The 16,080-nt window shown below is 69.2% G+C and carries 17 protein-coding genes; 12 read left to right on the top strand and 5 right to left on the bottom strand.

Annotated elements, in window-relative coordinates:
* Positions 1 to 206 precede the first annotated feature (206 nt).
* Complete coding sequence (locus tag DMC61_RS23985) at positions 207 to 1,973, top strand: serine/threonine-protein kinase (RefSeq protein WP_125691381.1); 1,767 nt, start codon at positions 207 to 209, stop codon at positions 1,971 to 1,973.
* On the opposite strand, the gene DMC61_RS23980 is transcribed toward DMC61_RS23985, so the two are convergent.
* Positions 1,957 to 2,583, bottom strand: coding sequence for a MerR family transcriptional regulator (locus DMC61_RS23980; protein WP_125691737.1), 627 nt, complete (start codon positions 2,581 to 2,583; stop codon positions 1,957 to 1,959). The two genes, DMC61_RS23985 and DMC61_RS23980, sit on opposite strands and share 17 nt — an antisense overlap.
* Before the next feature lie 120 nt (positions 2,584 to 2,703).
* Here DMC61_RS23980 and DMC61_RS23975 point away from each other — a divergent pair, with 120 nt between their 5' ends.
* The 3 genes from DMC61_RS23975 to DMC61_RS23965 are packed head-to-tail and all read left to right on the top strand — an operon-like array spanning position 2,704 to position 4,878.
* Positions 2,704 to 3,672 (top strand): hypothetical protein, encoded by a 969-nt coding sequence (locus DMC61_RS23975; RefSeq protein WP_125691379.1) that lies wholly within the window; start codon positions 2,704 to 2,706, stop codon positions 3,670 to 3,672.
* Positions 3,669 to 4,100, top strand: a complete 432-nt coding sequence (locus tag DMC61_RS23970) for an ABA4-like family protein (protein WP_125691377.1) — start codon at positions 3,669 to 3,671, stop codon at positions 4,098 to 4,100. The genes DMC61_RS23975 and DMC61_RS23970 overlap by 4 nt, the downstream gene beginning before the upstream one ends.
* Complete coding sequence (locus tag DMC61_RS23965; RefSeq protein WP_016331305.1) at positions 4,093 to 4,878, top strand: purine-nucleoside phosphorylase; 786 nt, start codon at positions 4,093 to 4,095, stop codon at positions 4,876 to 4,878. The genes DMC61_RS23970 and DMC61_RS23965 overlap by 8 nt, the downstream gene beginning before the upstream one ends.
* 74 nt (positions 4,879 to 4,952) lie before the next feature.
* On the opposite strand, the gene DMC61_RS23960 is transcribed toward DMC61_RS23965, so the two are convergent.
* A complete protein-coding gene (locus DMC61_RS23960; RefSeq protein ID WP_125691375.1) occupies positions 4,953 to 6,110 on the bottom strand; it encodes a glycosyltransferase in 1,158 nt (385 codons plus the stop codon).
* A gap of 29 nt (positions 6,111 to 6,139) precedes the next feature.
* Between DMC61_RS23960 and DMC61_RS23955 the strand changes: the two genes are divergently transcribed.
* The 8 genes from DMC61_RS23955 to hisS all read left to right on the top strand — a co-directional run bounded on the left by DMC61_RS23955 (position 6,140) and on the right by hisS (position 13,556).
* Positions 6,140 to 7,777, top strand: coding sequence for a phospho-sugar mutase (locus DMC61_RS23955; protein WP_199750082.1), 1,638 nt, complete (start codon positions 6,140 to 6,142; stop codon positions 7,775 to 7,777).
* A 1-nt stretch (position 7,778) separates the two neighbouring features.
* Entirely contained in the window at positions 7,779 to 8,231 is a 453-nt protein-coding gene (locus DMC61_RS23950) for a flavodoxin family protein (RefSeq protein WP_072028846.1), read from the top strand.
* Positions 8,232 to 8,589: 358 nt separating this feature from the next.
* Positions 8,590 to 8,982 carry a helix-turn-helix domain-containing protein gene (locus DMC61_RS23945; protein WP_038519350.1) on the top strand — a complete coding sequence of 131 codons (393 nt, stop codon included), beginning with the start codon at positions 8,590 to 8,592 and terminating at the stop codon, positions 8,980 to 8,982.
* A complete protein-coding gene (locus DMC61_RS23940; RefSeq protein ID WP_016331300.1) occupies positions 8,979 to 9,500 on the top strand; it encodes a hypothetical protein in 522 nt (173 codons plus the stop codon). The genes DMC61_RS23945 and DMC61_RS23940 overlap by 4 nt, the downstream gene beginning before the upstream one ends.
* Positions 9,497 to 10,630 carry an MAB_1171c family putative transporter gene (locus tag DMC61_RS23935; RefSeq protein WP_125691733.1) on the top strand — a complete coding sequence of 378 codons (1,134 nt, stop codon included), beginning with the start codon at positions 9,497 to 9,499 and terminating at the stop codon, positions 10,628 to 10,630. The genes DMC61_RS23940 and DMC61_RS23935 overlap by 4 nt, the downstream gene beginning before the upstream one ends.
* Positions 10,627 to 11,805 (top strand): amidohydrolase family protein, encoded by a 1,179-nt coding sequence (locus tag DMC61_RS23930; protein WP_125691373.1) that lies wholly within the window; start codon positions 10,627 to 10,629, stop codon positions 11,803 to 11,805. Before DMC61_RS23935 ends, DMC61_RS23930 begins: the two co-directional genes overlap by 4 nt.
* A 61-nt stretch (positions 11,806 to 11,866) precedes the next feature.
* On the top strand, positions 11,867 to 12,259 hold the full coding sequence (locus DMC61_RS23925) for a hypothetical protein (protein ID WP_125691371.1): 393 nt from the start codon (positions 11,867 to 11,869) through the stop codon (positions 12,257 to 12,259).
* Between the two features lie 10 nt (positions 12,260 to 12,269).
* Positions 12,270 to 13,556, top strand: coding sequence for a histidine--tRNA ligase (hisS, locus tag DMC61_RS23920; protein WP_125691369.1), 1,287 nt, complete (start codon positions 12,270 to 12,272; stop codon positions 13,554 to 13,556).
* A gap of 47 nt (positions 13,557 to 13,603) precedes the next feature.
* On the opposite strand, the gene DMC61_RS23915 is transcribed toward hisS, so the two are convergent.
* From DMC61_RS23915 to DMC61_RS23905, 3 genes are read right to left on the bottom strand one after another with little or no spacing between them, the layout of a single operon-like run.
* Positions 13,604 to 14,605, bottom strand: a complete 1,002-nt coding sequence (locus DMC61_RS23915) for an aldo/keto reductase (protein WP_125691367.1) — start codon at positions 14,603 to 14,605, stop codon at positions 13,604 to 13,606.
* A 26-nt stretch (positions 14,606 to 14,631) separates the two neighbouring features.
* On the bottom strand, positions 14,632 to 15,615 hold the full coding sequence (locus DMC61_RS23910) for an aldo/keto reductase (RefSeq protein ID WP_199750081.1): 984 nt from the start codon (positions 15,613 to 15,615) through the stop codon (positions 14,632 to 14,634).
* Positions 15,612 to 16,013: a MerR family transcriptional regulator gene (locus tag DMC61_RS23905; RefSeq protein ID WP_016331293.1), complete on the bottom strand. Its 402-nt coding sequence runs from the start codon at positions 16,011 to 16,013 to the stop codon at positions 15,612 to 15,614. The genes DMC61_RS23910 and DMC61_RS23905 overlap by 4 nt, the downstream gene beginning before the upstream one ends.
* Between the last annotated feature and the right edge of the window lie 67 nt (positions 16,014 to 16,080).

Raw genomic sequence — 16,080 nt, 5'->3', positions numbered from 1 at the left:
TGTGACGCTAGTCGCGCCTAGGGGGTGCTTAGGGGGCGGCCCGTGCGGTCGTGAACGGCGGTTTCGCGTGACTGGCCGGACGACACGTGTGATCAGACGGACGGCCCGGCAGTGCACCGCGCGGGCGCCGCTGTCCGGGCGGCCCGTTCACTCCGACAGGGCACGGCGCATAGGGCCGCCACGCGGGCATACGACACAATTGGGCCGTGCCGTCCGACACCACCGAGTCCAGCGAGAGTCCCGGCGACGAGAAGCGTGTGGTCGCCGGGCGATATCGGTTGCGCTCGGTCATCGGATCAGGGTCGATGGGCACGGTCTGGTCGGCCTACGACGAGTTCCTGCACCGCCCCGTCGCGGTCAAAGAGGTCCGCCTCCCGCCCGGCGTCCCGGCGTCGCAGGCCGACGAACTGCGCGAGCGGACCCTGCGCGAAGCCCGCGCGATCGCCGTCCTGAGCCACCCGAACGTGATCATCCTGCACGACGTCGCGCGCGAGAACGACGAACCGTTCGTCGTGATGGAGCTGCTGCCGTCGCGCAGCCTCGCGCATATCCTGCGCGACCACGGGCCGCTGACGGTCGAGCAGGCCGCGGCGGTCGGCATCGCGGTGGCGTCCGCGCTCGAAGCCGCGCACGCCGCCGGGATCACCCACCGTGACGTCAAACCGGGGAACGTCCTCGTCGCGGGTGACGGCCGGATCAAGCTCACGGACTTCGGCATCGCGCGCAACGTCTCCGAAGCCACCATGACCCGCACCGGGATGATGCTGGGCTCGCCCGCCTACATCGCGCCCGAAGTCGCTTCCGGCGGCGCCGTCGTCCCCGCCGCGGATCTGTGGGGTCTCGGCGCGACGCTGTTCGCCGCCATCGAGGGCTCGCCGCCGTACGACGCCGACGGCGACCCGCTCGAAACGGTCGGCAAGGTCGTCAACGGGAAGGTGCCGAAGCCCGGCCCCGGCCCGCTGGCCGACGTGATCGGCGCGCTCATGAAGAAGGAGCCGTCGAAGCGGATCACCCTGCGCGAGGTGCGGCGCCGCCTGTATCCGTTGCAGGCCAAGACGCTCATCGACCTGTTCCCCGCCGAGCTCTTCCACACGCCCGACGGCAAGAAGACGACCGCGCATCTGGACGCCACCGACACCCAGGTGATCAAGCCGGTCGCGCCGGAGAAGCCGGGCGAGGGCACGAGTTCCGAACTCGCCGCCGACCCCGGTCCGCTGCCGTTCCTGAACCAGCCCGAGCCGGCGCCACCCGTCGAGCTCGCGCCGATGCCGACCGTCACGCCCCAGCCGCCTCGACGGCCCGGCCGGTCGACGGTGGGCACCGTCGTGCTGGCGCTCGCGTCGGTCGTCCTCTTCCTGCTGGCCGCGGGCGGCGGTTTCGTGCTGGCCAGGGCCGTCGGCGGGCAGGATCTGCGGCCGCCGGAGAAGCTGCAGCAAGGCGACACGATCGTCACCCAGCCGCCGCCGAAACTGATCACGCAGCAGGGTGACGCCAGCACGGTGAACGGCCTCAAAGGCGGCCGGTTCAGCCTCGGTGTCCCGGAGGGCTGGCAGAAGTTCGTCGCCCCGCACGTCACCAAGGGTCTACCGAGCACGGTGGTCCAGTACGTCTCGCCCGACGGCCGCCAGACGATCCGGGTCGAGCGGCTGAGCGGTTTCCTGGCCGACAGCCCGGCGCAGGCCTACTTCAGCTGGCTGAGGAGCCAGCATCCGGAGATCGCCCCCATCGGCGGGCCCACCACCGTGCCCGGCCGGGGCGACGGCAGCCTGCGGTACACGTACCGGACGACCGAGCGCGCCTCCGGCAACCGGGACGCCCCGAACGAGAGCATCACGCGGACGACGTACATGGACCTGTTCGGCGGCGGCTCGGATCTGTGGATTCTGTCGGTGACCTCGCCCATCGAGCAGGAGAACTCGGCGAAGACCGGGATCTTCGAGCCGGTCGCGCTGTCCTTCATCGTCGACGGCTGAAGTAGGCCTTCGAGGCACGCTGCTGCGCCAGCCTCCGCAACACCGAGAGCAGCCTGTCCCCTAGAAGCGTCTCCACGACGGCGATCTCGATGATCTGCTCCAGCGACTCGAGCCCGGCGATCGCTTCGAAGTCCAGTTCGGCGGTCCGGTCGGCGATCTCGGCGTAGTCGTCGAGGTGGTCGAGGTACCAGCCGTGCCCCACCTCGCGGATCGTGCACAGGACGCCGACCAGGGCCTGGATGACCAGGTCGTCCTCCTTGCAGGGCCAGCCGCGGCGCTCGGTGAGGTCCCGGACCGTCGCGAGCGCCCATTCGCGGGCTTCGTCGTCGGCGACCTGCCGTGGCGGCGTGATGCTCTGCTGGGCGATGCCGAGGATGTGGTGGGGGCTGGCTTCCCCGGCGTCGACCGCGGCGAGCACCTCTCCGACCGTCGCGAGCGACAGGCCGCCGACCTCCATCAGCGCCCTGATCAGCTTGATCCGCTGGACGTGCCCCTCGCCGTATTTCGCCTGGTTGGGGCTGGTCCGCTCACCCGGCGGGAGCAGCCCTTCCCGCAGGTAGTACTTGATCGTGGCGACCGGGAGCCCGGCTTTCTCGCTCAGTTCGGCCATCCGCACGCGTGCGTTCTCCGATCTCGGGGGCGGTTCCAGGGTCTTCCCTGAAGATTTCTCAGGATGGATAGCTTAGGTTCCCATAACGGAGAGCTTGACTATCCATTCTGGGAGGGACCCATGACCATCTTGACCGATCTCCGTGAGAGAACCCGCACCTGGCACCGGGGTTCGTATCGCTTCGCCCAGGCCTTCGCCGTGATCACCGTGCTGTGCGTCCTGGCCATGCTGATCGACCAGCGGACACTGAACGGCGCGCCGCTGTGGGCGAAACTGTTCAAATTCGCCGTCTCCGCGGCGCTGTACTTCTTCACCTGGAGCTGGCTCGTCTCACTGCTGCCGAAGTTCCGGCGGACCGCGTACTGGCTGACGAACGTCCTCGTCGTGAGCTTCGCGATCGAATACGCGCTGATGGCGGTCCAGACCGTCCGCGTCCGCGCGAGTCACTTCAACAACGAGACCCCGCTGGACGCGACGATCTTCGCCGTCATGGCCGGGACGATCGCCGTGCTGTGGGTGGCCAACCTCGCGCTGACGACCGCCGTCCTGTTCCTCCGGCTCCCCGATCGGGCGACGGCGTGGGCGGCCAGGATCGGCGCGATCCTCGGCGTGCTCGGGCTCTCGCTGGCCACGCTGATGACCAGCCCGACCCCGGACCAGCAGGCCCTGCTCGACGCGACCGGCCAGTCCGCGATGATCGGCGCGCATACCGTCGGCCTGCCCGACGGCGGTCCCGGTCTGCCGATCCTCGGCTGGAGCACGGTCGGCGGCGACCTGCGGATCCCGCATTTCCTCGGCCTGCACGGCCTCCAGGCGCTTCCGCTGCTCGCGCTCGTCCTCGGCGTCCTGGCCGCACGCTATCCGCGGCTTCGCGACGACGTCCTCCGGCTGCGGCTCGTGGTGATCGCCGGCGTCGGCTACGCGGGCCTGCTCGCGTTGCTCACCTGGCAGGCGCTGCGCGGCCAGTCGATCATCGCCCCCGACGGCCAGACCCTCACCGCCTTCGCCCTCCTGATCGCGGGCGTCGCCTTTAGCGGGCTAATCGCGATCGGGCGGCCGATGCGGGAACTGGAGGCATCGTCGCGATGAGCGCCGAGACCCTGTTCACCTGGACCTTCCCGCTGGCGACGCCGTTCTGGCTGCTGATGATCTTCCTGCCGGGCTGGTCGTGGACCCGCCGGATCATGTCCTCGCCCTGGACACCGCTGCTGCCGCTGATCCCGTACTTCGTGCTCGCGATCGCGCATTTCGGCGAGCTCTGGACGGCGGTCAGCAGGCCGGACCTCGGCGTGCTCAGCGCGTTCACCGGCTCGCCGTACGGTGCGGCCACGATCTGGGCCCACCTGATCGCCTTCGACCTCTTCATCGCGCGCTGGATGTACCTCGAATCCCGCGAGCACCGGATCCACCCGCTGGTGACCGGCCCGATCCTGGCGCTCACGATCTTCCTGTCCCCGTTCGGGCTGGTGGCGTTCCTGCTCGTGAGAACCGTCCGGATACGCTCGTCGCATGAGTGAGAACGAGGTCGCGGCGGCCGCCGCCATCGCCGAACGCACCGGCGTCGAGAAGCACGACATCGCCGTCGTGCTCGGTTCGGGCTGGCGCCCGGCGGCGGACGTCATCGGGGAGCCCGAGGCGGAGATCCCGCTGGGCGAACTGCCCGGATTCGCCGCGCCGGGCGCGGTCGGGCACGGGGGAACCGTCCGGTCGGTCCGCGTCGGCGAGAAGCGCGCGCTGATCCTGCTGGGCCGCACGCATTTCTACGAGGGCAAGGGCATCGACCCGGTCGTGCACAACGTGCGCACCGCCGCGGCGGCGGGCGCCGGGACGGTGCTGCTGACCAACGCCGCGGGCGGCCTGCGCGAGGGCTTCCGCGTCGGGCAGCCGGTGCTGATCTCCGACCACCTGAACCTCACCGCGCGCTCGCCGATCGTCGGCGCGAACTTCGTCGACCTGACCGATCTCTACTCGAAGCGGCTGCGCGACATCGCTCGCGAAATCGACCCTTCGCTGGAGGAAGGCGTCTACGCGGGGCTCACCGGGCCGCATTTCGAGACGCCCGCGGAGATCCGCATGCTGCGGACGCTCGGCGCCGACCTCGTCGGCATGTCGACGGTGCTGGAGGCCATCGCCGCCCGCGCCGCCGGGGTCGAGGTGTTCGGGCTTTCGCTGGTGACCAACCTGGCGGCCGGGATGACCGGGGAACCGCTGAACCACGAAGAGGTCCTCGAGGCGGGCCGCCAGTCCGCCACCCGGATGGGCACCCTGCTCAAGGAACTCGTCTCCCGCGCCTGAGAAGTGTCAGGAAAGGGCCGTTCAGGACATTTTTCGTCCTGAACGACCCTTTCCTGACATCCGGGAGCGCTTACTCAGCCGGCGAACCCGGGAAGCCGCTGAGCGACCTCCGCGGGCGAAGGCATCGCGGCGACCTCGTCGGCGAGCCGGCGCGCCGCACCGTGGACGGTCTCGTCGGCGAGCAGCTTTCGCGCCTGCTCGAAAATGACGTCCTCGACGGCCTCGGCACCGATCAGCTGCACGCCCACCCCGGCCGCGACGACGGCCTCGGCGTTCGTGAACTGATCCGCCCCCTGCGGCAGCACCAGTTGCGGCAGCCCGGCGCCGAAGGCACCCAGCGTCGTCCCGCTGCCGCCGTGATGGACCACGAGATCGACAAGCGGCAGCAGCTCGACCTGCGGCACCCACACCTCGACGCGGACATTGCCCGGGACTTCGCCCAGTGCCGCCGGATCCACCGTCGGGCCCGCCGCGACGATGACGTCCGCGTCGAGCCGCGCCAGACCGCCGATGGCCCGCTTCAGCACGTCTTCGTCGCCGAACGCCGTCCCGAGCGTGAGATAAACGAGCGGACGGCTCTTGTCCCGGCCCACCACGCCCGCAGGGAGGTCTCCCGGTTCGGCCCAGCCGACCGGACGCAGCGGGATCCGGTTCGCTCCGGCCAGGAATTCCGGCGATTGCACCGATTCCGGGCAGATGTCGACGACAGGGTCGCCGAAGGACCGCGTATCCAAATCCGGCAAACCGACCTCCGCGGTGAATTCCGCGAGGCGGCCGTAGATGACGTCCATGACGTCGCCCGGCGAAAACCGGCCGAAACCGTGCCCGATCGCGGGAATCCCGGCGAGGTGGGCGGCGATCGCGCCACCGGCGTTGCCGCTTTCGTAGACGACGAGATCCGGCCGGTGCCGCTCCAGCACCGGTGTGAGATCGGCGACGAATCGGCGGGGCAGCACATTCCCGAACACTTCGCCGATAACGGGATTGAACGACTCGGGCGGGGCGTCGGAGGCGTTGGGTTTGGGAGCGTCGGGGCCGGCGACCGACTCGAACGCCTCCCGCATCCCGAATCCGGCGCTTTCCACTGCCAGACCGGCCTTTTCGACCACCGTCAGCATGTCGTCGCCGGTGGCGAACACGACCTCGTGCCCGGCGTCGCGAGCGGCGACGGCGAGCGGCAGTAGGGGATAGAGATGACCATGACTCACCAGAGAAGTGAAGATCAATCGCACCCTCTCCAACGTACCCGTAGGCTGACTCGGTGACGACTTCCTTGACCTCGGATCTCCGGGATCGGGCGTTCCGCTGGATCGCCGACGACCCGGACGACGATTCCCGCGTCGAGCTGCAGAACATCCTCGCCCGCGCGATGGGCGGCGAAACCGGTGCGGCGGACGAACTCGCGGACCGCATGGCCGGACCGCTCGAATTCGGCACCGCCGGGCTGCGCGGCCCGGTGCGCGCGGGCCCCAATGGGATGAACGTCGCGGTCGTCACCCGGACGACGGCGGGGGTCGCGGCCTGGCTGACCGCACAAGGACATTCGGGCGGCGTCGTGGTGGTCGGCCGCGACGCGCGGCACGGTTCGGAGGCCTTCGCCAAGGCCGCCGCCGAGGTGCTGACGGCCGCCGGGTTCGCGGTTAAGACGCTGCCCGGTCCGCTGCCCACGCCGGTGCTCGCGTTCGCCGTGCTGGAACTCGGCGCGGTGGCGGGTATCCAGATCACCGCGTCGCACAATCCCCCGGCCGACAACGGTTACAAGCTTTACGACGCGACAGGCGGCCAGATCGTCCCGCCTTCGGACGGCCAGATCGAGCGCGCCATCGAAGCCGCTCCCCCGGCGATCAGCGTGCCGCGTGAGCCCGGCGCCGAAGTGCTGGGCGACGAACTGCAGGACGCGTACCTCGCCAAGGTCGCGCTGCTGCCGCGCGGCCCGGAACGCGCGGTCAAGGTCGCCGCGACGGCGTTGCACGGCGTCGGCGCGGAGACTCTGCGCGCCGCTTTCGAGCGCGCCGGTTTCACCGAGCTGAGCCTGGTCGCCGAGCAGTCCGCGCCGGATCCGGACTTCCCGACGGTTTCCTTCCCGAATCCGGAGGAACCGGGCGCGACGGATCTCTTGCTGGCCCTGGCTTCCGAGACCGGCGCCGACCTGGCGATCGCGCTCGACCCGGACGCCGATCGGTGCGCGCTGGGCGTGCGCGAGCGGGACGGTTCGTGGCGGATGCTGCGCGGGGACGAAACGGGCGTCCTGCTCGGCTGGCACGTTCTGTCCACTGTAGACACGAACGATCCGCTGGTGGCCACGACGATCGTGTCGTCGTCGATGCTGGGCGAAGTCGCGAAGGAGTTCGGGGCGCGCTACGCGGAGACCCTGACCGGGTTCAAATGGCTGGTCCGCGCCGGCGAAGGGCTCGTGTTCGCTTACGAAGAGGCGCTCGGCCTGTGCGTGAACCCCGGTTTCGTGCGCGACAAGGACGGCATCTCCGCCGCCGTGCTCGCCGCGGGATTGGCCGCCTCCCTGCGCGCGGCGGGCCGCGGACCGCTGGACGTCCTCGACGAACTGGCCGTGAAGCACGGGGTGCACGTGACGGATCAGGTCTCGCTGCGGGTCACCGACCTGTCGGTGCGGGAGCGCCTGATGGCGGGCCTGCGTGCCACTCCCCCGGCGTCACTGGGCGGCACCGGCGTCACGATGGAGGACCTCCTGCCCGACGCCGACGTCCTCCGCCTGACCGGCGAGGGACTGCGTGTCGTCATCAGGCCGTCCGGGACCGAGCCGAAACTGAAGGCGTACCTGCAGATCAAGGAGCCGGTCACCGGCGATCTCGCCGAGGCGCGGGCCGCCGCGGAAACGCGGCTGGCGACACTCCGGGCCGACATCGAGTCCCGGCTGGTGTGACGTGCCGAGGCTGCTGATCGTCCACCACACGCCGTCGCCCTCGACACAGGCGATGTTCGAAGCCGTGCTCTCCGGCGCGAACCATCCGGACATCGAGGGCGTCGACGTCGTGCGCCGCGCGGCGCTGGGCGCGACCGTGCCCGACGTCCTGGAGGCCGACGGCTACCTGCTCGGCACCCCGGCGAATCTGGGCTACATGTCCGGCGCGCTGAAGCACTTCTTCGACACCGTCTATTACCCGTGCCTGGATTCCACGCGGGGGCGGCCGTTCGGGTTCTTCGTGCACGGCAACAACGACACGTCCGGCACCGTGCGCGGGATCGAGGCCATCACGACCGGCCTCGGCTGGGAAAGCGCGGCCTCGCCGGTACTCGTCACCGGCGAACCGGGCAAAGCGGATCTCGAGGCATGTTTCGAATTGGGCGGCACCCTGGCCGCCACGCTCATGCCCTGATCCCCGCCCGCATTTCGTCCTCTGAATGCGGTGAAAGTAAAGGGGCCTGTCACCGGAAGCCCTGGGGGTCGACCTCCGGCAACAGGCCTAGGCCAAGGGTTCGCCGTGATGGCGATCAACCTTGGCTGCCTCAGCGTACTACATCCGGCACGATCTTGTGCACCCACCGGAAAAAACGGCTCTCACTCCGGTGTCCGTGCACCCCCAGGGCACGGAATCCGGAGCAAGAGACCGGACACGGCACGAAACCGCTTGACAACTGTAAACCACTGCATACATGGGCTGTCAACAGCTGCGGACAGGCTGTATCGCGTTACACTCCAACTACGGAACGGGACTACGGAACGGTTGGGGGGTCATGTCGCCGTATCAGACCTTCGCCCAGAAACTGACCGCGCTGATCGATTCGGTGCGCGCGGACGAAGGTGCCCCGCACAGCTATCGCGAGCTGTCCGCGGCCATCGACCGCGCCGGCGGGCCCACCATGTCGCCCGCTTATCTCCAGCAGCTCGCCACGGGCAAACGGGTCAACCCGAAGATCCACTACGTCGAAGCGCTGGCGAAACTGTTCGGGGTACCGATCACCTACTTCTTCGACGAGCAGGAGCCCCAGCCGGTCGGAGAGGCGACGCTCATGGCCATGCGGGCGCAGGAGCTGTCCCCGCAGGGCCGTCGCCAGGTGATGGACCTGCTGGAACTCGTCGAACGCTATGAACGGGCCGAGCGCGAGCAGCCGGAAGAGAACCGATGAAGGAACGGGAACTCCGCAAACGCTGCCGCAAGATGCTGAACAAGCTCGACATCGAGCCGCCGCTCGACGTCGGTGTGCTCTGCGAGCGGCTCGGCGAACAGCGCGGCAGGCCGATCCGCCTGATGCCGTACCCGCTGGAGGTCCCCGGCCCGTTCGGCTGCTGGATCGCCACCGGTTCGGCGGATTACATCTTCTTCCAGCAGGAGACGACGAAATCCCATCAGGACCACATCATCCTGCACGAACTCGGGCATATGCTCGCCGATCACCATCCCGGCGGCGACGCCGAACCCGCCGATTTCCTGCGCGGCCCCGCCCCCGGCCTCGACGGCGACGCGGTACACCGCGCTTTACGCCGCACCTCCTACGATGAGGCGCACGAATGGGAAGCCGAGACCGTGGCGACCATCATCCTCGAATGGGCGTCGGTCTTGAACTACACGATTCCCCGTCGCGCCGACGACGATGACGTCCGCCGCGTCCAAGGCGCGCTGGGCGACCATCAAGGGTGGCTGTGACTCCACTGTTCTCCCCCATCAACGTCGTGGCGATGGTGCTGTTCGCGACCGCGCTCGCCTGGCGGATCTACCAGACCTACCGGGCACCCCGCCTGCTGCCGAACTGGGCGATCACGATCACGATCGTCTGCGTCGCCGGCTCCTTCCTCGCCCAGCAGAAGGTCATCGTCGGCTGGCTCGACGACCTGACCGGCAAGGGCACCGGCCGCCTGGTCAACAACGTCCTGCTCGCCATCGGCGTTTGCGCGCTGTTGATCGTGTTCCTCGGCTCCGCGCTGGGCCCGCGCAGGCCGGGGCGGGTCCTGTTCGAGCTGATCCCGTTGTCCGGCGCGATCGCGCTGATGCTGGTCGCCATGGCCGTCACCCCGCCGGAGGTGCGGGGGCTGGCACTGAGCCCGAAGCTCGTGCACGTGCCCGGGGTGGCGTTGTTCTACCTCGGCGCGGGGATCTACCTGATCTACGGCCTCGCCGCCTGCGCCTGGTGGATCTTCCGGTACATCCGCACCGCGGACCGCCATCTGAAGATCGGGCTGAAACTCAGCGCCGCCGGACTGATCTGCCTTTCCGTCGGCAGTGTCTTCCGCGCGCTCTACATCGTGATCGCGTGGGCGTTCGGACCGTCGATCCCGCTTCTGCTCACCGTCGCCGTGCCGTTGGTGCTCCTCGGGATCGTGCTCTTCCTCGCCGGGATCACCTACCCCGGCGCCCGCGCGCGGTTCGCCGCGCTGCGACGACGCCGCCAGCACCGGCGGCACCACGACGAGCTCACCCCGTTGTGGACCGCGCTGGCCGGGATCTATCCGAACATCGTGCTCCGGACCACGCCGCAGGGGGCGTGGGAGCGGTGGCGTCCGCGCACGGTCCATCGCCGGTACTACCGCCGGGTGATCGAGATCCGGGACGGGCTCGTGCAGCTGAGTCCGTATCTGGAGACCGATCTGACCGCACTCGCCGCGGACGATCCGCAGGCGGCGGCGGAGGCGCTGAAGACGGCGATCGCCCGGCAGACCGCGGGCGAGGAGACCGACGGGCGCGCGAAACTCGTGCTCCCCGGCGGCGCCTCCGACATCGAATCCGACGTGCGGCCGCTGCTCGCGCTCTCCGCCGCCGTCTCCAGGAGCAAGGTATGACGAAACAGCTTTTGCTGACGGCGAGCCGGATCCTGCCGCGGCCGAGCACGCCGATCGAAGACGGTGCCGTACTCGTCGAGGGCGACCGCATCCTCGCGGCGGGCCCGCGCGCCGAGGTCGCGGCACAGGCGTCGCCGGACGCCGAAAGGCTCGACTTCCCCGGCGCGACACTGTTGCCCGGTCTGTTCAACGCCCATGTGCACCTGGCGTTCGACGCCACCCGCGAGATGCTGCCGAACTTCCTGGCGAGCGACGACGAAGCCTTGCGCGCGGGCGCCAAGGAGCGTTTGGGGCAACTGCTGCGGAGCGGCGTCACGACGGTGCGGGATCTCGGCGATCGCGACGCTTTGGGCGCGCGGGTCCGTGCGGAACTCGAAGGAGCCGCCGCGCCGCGTCTGCTGACCGCGGGCGCACCCCTCACCGTCCTCAATGGACACTGCCATTTCTTCGGCGGCGAGGTCGACGGCAACGACGCGATCCGGGCCCTGATCGACGCGAACGCGGCGGCCGGCGCGGACGTGATCAAGGTGATGGCCAGCGGCGGCCAGATCACCGAGGGCGGCGCGGACATGTGGGAGTCCCAGTTCGACGTCCGCGCACTGCGCCTGATCGTCGAGCACGCGGGGCGCCACGGGCTCCCGGTCGCGGCGCACGCCCACGGCGCCGACGCGATCGAGGCGTCGGTCGAGGCGGGCGTGGCCACGATCGAACACTGCACCTGGATGACCGGCCCCCAGCGGCAGGACCGGCGCGAAGGCGTCGCCAAGCGGATGGCGGCCGAGGGCATCGCGGCCTGCTCGACCAGCAGCCGCAATTGGCGGATGCTGGCCGAGCGCATGGGCGAGGAGCTCGCGAAGACCGTCTACGGCAGGCTGTCCTGGCTGGAGGAGTTGGGCGTCCCGCTCCTGGCGGGTACGGACGCCGGCTTGCCCGGTTCGGTGTTCGACGACCCCGTCGGCGCCCTGGAACTCTACGAATGGCTGGGTTTCGGCAGGCGCCGGATCCTCGAGATCGCGACCGAGGACTCCGCCGCCGGGCTCGGACTCGGCGAGGTGACCGGACGGCTCGCGCCTGGGCTGAGTGCCGACGTCCTGGCGGTGGAAGGCGATCCGCTCGCCGATCTTTCCGCGCTCCGGCACCTCCGGCTGGTGCTTTCGCGCGGCGTTCGGGCCTGACTCCCGGAAGTGGGACCCCAAGTTTGGTGACAGCGTTTTAAAACAGTGTTATCGTTGCCTCATGGAAGGACCGATCAAACTCTTCACCGTCATCGCCCTCGTTTCGCTGCCGACGGTGATGTACGGCGGCTACGCGCTGATGGGTGTCCTGCGCGACAAGAAGCTGACCGAACACCAACGCGCGATGTTCCGCGCCGGCCACGCGCACGCCGGTGTCCTGCTGGTCCTCGCGCTGGTCGCGCTGCAGATCCTCGGGCAGACCGGGCTCCCGGACGCCGCTCGATGGGGCGTCTGCTTCCTGCTGCTGTTCGGCGTGCTCGCCCAGTCCGGCGGCTTCTTCCTGCACCTGGCACCGGGCAAGGGCAAGCTCGGCGGGCGGGTCACCGGCGCCGGCCTGGTGCTGCTCGGGGCGGCGATCCTGACCACCGCGTACGGCCTCGCCTTCGCTGGTTAAGCTTGTTGACGTGCCTGAATACCTGCCGACAGCCCCCGCCAAGGGGACCCGCGACTTCCTGCCCGCCGAGATGTCCGTCCGGACGCAGGTGTTCGGCCATCTCTACGACGTGCTCGAACTGCGGGGTTTCCTCCGCTACGACGGGCCGATCCTCGAACCCGCCGAGATCTACGAGCGGAAGTCCGGGCAGGAGATCGCCGATCAGCAGCTGTACACGCTGACCACCAAGGGCGGCGAGCGACTGGCGCTGCGCCCGGAGATGACGCCGTCGGTCGCCAGGATGATCGCGGGCAACGCCAAATCGCTGCAGTTCCCGGTGCGCTGGTACAGCCACCCGAACTGCCACCGCTACGAGCGGCCGCAGCGTGGCCGGGTCCGCGAGCACTGGCAGATCAACGCGGACATCTTCGGTTCGGACAGCGCGAACTGCGAGATCGAGATCTTCGAGCTGGTCCACGACATGATGAGCGCGCTCGGGGCGACCCCGGACATGTTCCAGGTGCGGGCCAACGACCGGAACCTGCTCTCGTCGGCGCTCACCGACATCGTCGGCGTGACCGCGGAGCAGTTGCCGCAGGTGTTCACCCTGGTGGACCGCTGGGAGAAGTCGGACCGCACGAAGCTGAGCGACACCGCGACCGAGATCGGGTTGACCGACAAGCAGTTCGAGAAGCTGACCGAGATCCTGTCCTCGGGCTCGGCCCTGCTCGACGAGCTGCCGGAGCAGGTCAAGGAGAACTCGAACCTGGTCAAGGTGCTGAACAGCGGCGCCGCGGACCTCATCACGTTCGATCCGATGATCGTGCGCGGGCTCGCGTACTACACGTCGACCGTGTTCGAGGTCTTCGACACCTCCCCGGAGAACCGTCGCGCCCTTTTCGGCGGCGGCCGGTACAGCGACCTGGCGTCGTTGTTCACGTCGCAGCAGATCCCGGGGATCGGCTTCGGCATGGGTGACGTCACGCTGATCGACTTCCTCGACACGCACGGCCTCACGCCGAAGCCGCGCAGCGAGGTCGACGTCGTGGTGATCCCGGTGACCGAAGAGCTCACCGACGCCTCGCGCGAGGTCGCGGGACGGCTCCGGAAGGCCGGGCTGCGCACGTCCACGCCGGTCGAACTCCGCAAGCTGGGCAAGGAGCTCACCCGCGCGGACAAGGCCGGGGCGCGGGCCGTGGTGATCGTCGGCCAGGAGGACTGGGACGCCGGGAACGTGACGGTGCGCGGTCTCGCGACCCGCGAGCAGCGGACCGTGGCCCTCGACGGCGTGGTCGAAGCGGTCAACTCCTCGCTCTGACAACGAAAAAGCCGGCGCCCTTTGATCGGGCGCCGGCTTTTTTCGTTTCAGCGGGACAGCATCCGCATGGACGCCTCGGGGTAGCGCTCCCCCGCGACCGCGTCGGCGGGAACCGCCTCCTCGATCGCGGCGATGTCCTCGGCGGTCAGCTTCAGGCCGACGGACGCGACGTTCTCTTCGAGGTACTTGCGGCGTTTGGTGCCCGGGATCGGGACGACGTCGTCGCCCTGCGCCTGCACCCAAGCCAGCGCCAGCTGACCGGCGGTGACGCCCTTCCGCTCGGCCAGCGCGCGCAGCGCCTCGACGATCGCCAGGTTGCGCTCCAGGTTGCCTTCGGCGAACCGCGGCTGGGCCGTCTGGCGGAAGTCACCGTCGGCGAAGTCCTCTTTGGACTTGAAGCGGCCGGTGAGGAAACCGCGGCCCAGCGGGGAATACGGCACCAGCCCGATGCCGAGCTCCCGGCAGACCGGGACGACCTCGTTCTCGATGTCGCGCGACCACAGCGACCATTCCGTCTGCACGGCCGTCACCGGGTGCACGGCGTGCGCCCGCCGGATCGTCTCCGGACCGGCCTCGGACAACCCGATGTGCCGGATCTTCCCCTGTTCGACCAGCGAGGACAGCGCACCCGCGGTCTCCTCGATCGGCACGTCCGGATCGACGCGGTGCTGGTAGTAGAGGTCGATGTGGTCGACGTTCAACCGGCGCAGCGACGCCTCGACCTGTTGCCGCACATAGAATTCGTCGCCTCGGACGCCGCGCTTCGAGGGATCCGCCTCGTCGCGCACGATGCCGAACTTGGTCGCCAGCACGACCTGGTCGCGTTTGCCCGCAAGGGCGCGGCCGACCAGTTCCTCGTTGCGGCCGAAACCGTACATGTCGGCGGTGTCGATCAGGGTGACGCCCAGTTCGATCGCGCAGTGGATCGTCGCGATGGATTCGGTGTCGTCACCTTGGCCGTAGAACTCGCTCATGCCCATGCAGCCGAGCCCTTGCGCGCCGACTTCCAGCGTGCCGAGCCCGCGGGTGGGCAGGGTGGAACCCGTCATGATTTCTTCTCGCAATTCTTCCGGGTCTACTTGCCTGCCGCGCGGGCGAGCCGCTCCGGGTAACGCTCACCGGCGATCGCCTCGGCGGGCGCGGCCTTTTCGATGGCTTCGATGTCCACTTCGGACAGTTCCAGCTCCGCGGCGGCGGCGTTCTCTTCGAGGTACTTGCGCCGCTTGGTGCCCGGGATCGGCACGACGTCGTCACCCTGCGCCTGCACCCAGGCCAGCGCGAGCTGTCCCGCGGTGACACCCTTCTGCCCGGCCAGCTCGCGCAGCGCCTCGACGATGGCCATGTTGCGCTCGAAGTTGCCCTCGGCGAACCGGGGCAGCCCGCGGCGCAGGTCGTCCGCCGGAAGGTCCTTCACCGACGTCACGCTGCCGGTGAGGAAGCCGCGGCCGAGCGGCGAGAAGGGCACGATGCCGACGCCCAGCTCGCGCGCGGTCGAGAGGATCTCGCCTTCGATGCCGCGAGTCCACAGCGACCACTCGCTCTGCAGCGCGGTCACGGGGTGGACGGCGTGCGCGCGGCGGATGGTCTCGGCACTGGCCTCGGAAATCCCGGCGAAGCGGATCTTGCCTTCCTGAACCAGCTCCGCGAGCGCGCCCCAGGTCTCCTCGACCGGCGTGTTCGGGTCGACGCGGTGCTGGTAGTAGAGGTCGATGTGGTCGACGTTCAACCGGCGAAGGGACTCTTCGCAGCTCTGCTTGACGTACGCCGCGTCGCCGCGAGCGGACATCCCGCCGTCCTCGTCCCAGACGATGCCGAACTTGGTCGCCAACACGACCTGGTCCCGTTTGCCCGCGATCGCGCGGCCGACCAGCTCCTCGTTCGCTCCCGCGCCGTAGATGTTCGCGGTGTCGAGCATGGTCACGCCCAGTTCGAGGGCGCGGTGGACGGTGGCGATCGACTCCGTGTCGTCGTCGCGGACACCGTAGGCCTGGCTCATCCCCATGCAGCCGAGTCCCTGCGCCCCGACTTCCAGACCGCCGAGCCTCCTGGTGCTGATCACGCTGAAATTCCCTCCACGGTGGCTCCGGTGCCGAGCACCTTGCGCTCCACCTGGTCGTAGTGGTCGATCTTGTAGTCGAGGATGTCGAGGCAGGTCTGCAACTCGGCGATCCGATCGGCGACCGATTTCCGCTGGTCGACGAGGATCGCCTTGCGCCGCCCCGCGCTCGACGCGCCGTGGTGGCGCAGGGAGGCGTACTCCCGCATCCGTTTGATGGGCATGCCGGTCAGGCGCAGCTTGGTCAGGAACCCCAGCCAACCGAGGTCGTCGTCGGTGTAGGCGCGCCTCCCCGCGGCGTCCCGCGCCGGAGGCTCGACGAGTTTGATGCGCTCGTAGTACCGGAGAGTGTCGATGGACAGTCCGCTACGTCGCGCGGCTTCCGCTATCGAGTAGCTCATGTGAACGACAGTACGACCTGGAGTGCGCTCCAGGTCAACTCCGAATCCGAGCGATTGATAACAGCGT

This window comes from Amycolatopsis sp. WAC 04169 (assembly GCF_003947535.1).
In the GTDB taxonomy this organism is placed as follows: Bacteria; Actinomycetota; Actinomycetes; order Mycobacteriales; family Pseudonocardiaceae; genus Amycolatopsis; species Amycolatopsis keratiniphila.
The sequence above is the reverse complement of the archived record's forward strand: the minus strand, read 5'-3'. Positions and strand labels throughout refer to the sequence as shown.

What these genes read in the sequence shown, in the direction of transcription:
- DMC61_RS23965 (WP_016331305.1), top strand. Translation starts at nt 4,093, where the DNA reads ATGAGTGAGAACGAGGTCGCGGCGGCCGCCGCCATCGCCGAACGCACC.
- DMC61_RS23975 (WP_125691379.1), top strand. Translation starts at nt 2,704, where the DNA reads ATGACCATCTTGACCGATCTCCGTGAGAGAACCCGCACCTGGCACCGG.
- DMC61_RS23970 (WP_125691377.1), top strand. Translation starts at nt 3,669, where the DNA reads ATGAGCGCCGAGACCCTGTTCACCTGGACCTTCCCGCTGGCGACGCCG.
- DMC61_RS23925 (WP_125691371.1), top strand. Translation starts at nt 11,867, where the DNA reads ATGGAAGGACCGATCAAACTCTTCACCGTCATCGCCCTCGTTTCGCTG.
- DMC61_RS23980 (WP_125691737.1), bottom strand. Translation starts at nt 2,583, where the DNA reads ATGGCCGAACTGAGCGAGAAAGCCGGGCTCCCGGTCGCCACGATCAAG.
- DMC61_RS23915 (WP_125691367.1), bottom strand. Translation starts at nt 14,605, where the DNA reads ATGACGGGTTCCACCCTGCCCACCCGCGGGCTCGGCACGCTGGAAGTC.
- DMC61_RS23930 (WP_125691373.1), top strand. Translation starts at nt 10,627, where the DNA reads ATGACGAAACAGCTTTTGCTGACGGCGAGCCGGATCCTGCCGCGGCCG.
- DMC61_RS23945 (WP_038519350.1), top strand. Translation starts at nt 8,590, where the DNA reads ATGTCGCCGTATCAGACCTTCGCCCAGAAACTGACCGCGCTGATCGAT.
- DMC61_RS23905 (WP_016331293.1), bottom strand. Translation starts at nt 16,013, where the DNA reads ATGAGCTACTCGATAGCGGAAGCCGCGCGACGTAGCGGACTGTCCATC.
- DMC61_RS23940 (WP_016331300.1), top strand. Translation starts at nt 8,979, where the DNA reads ATGAAGGAACGGGAACTCCGCAAACGCTGCCGCAAGATGCTGAACAAG.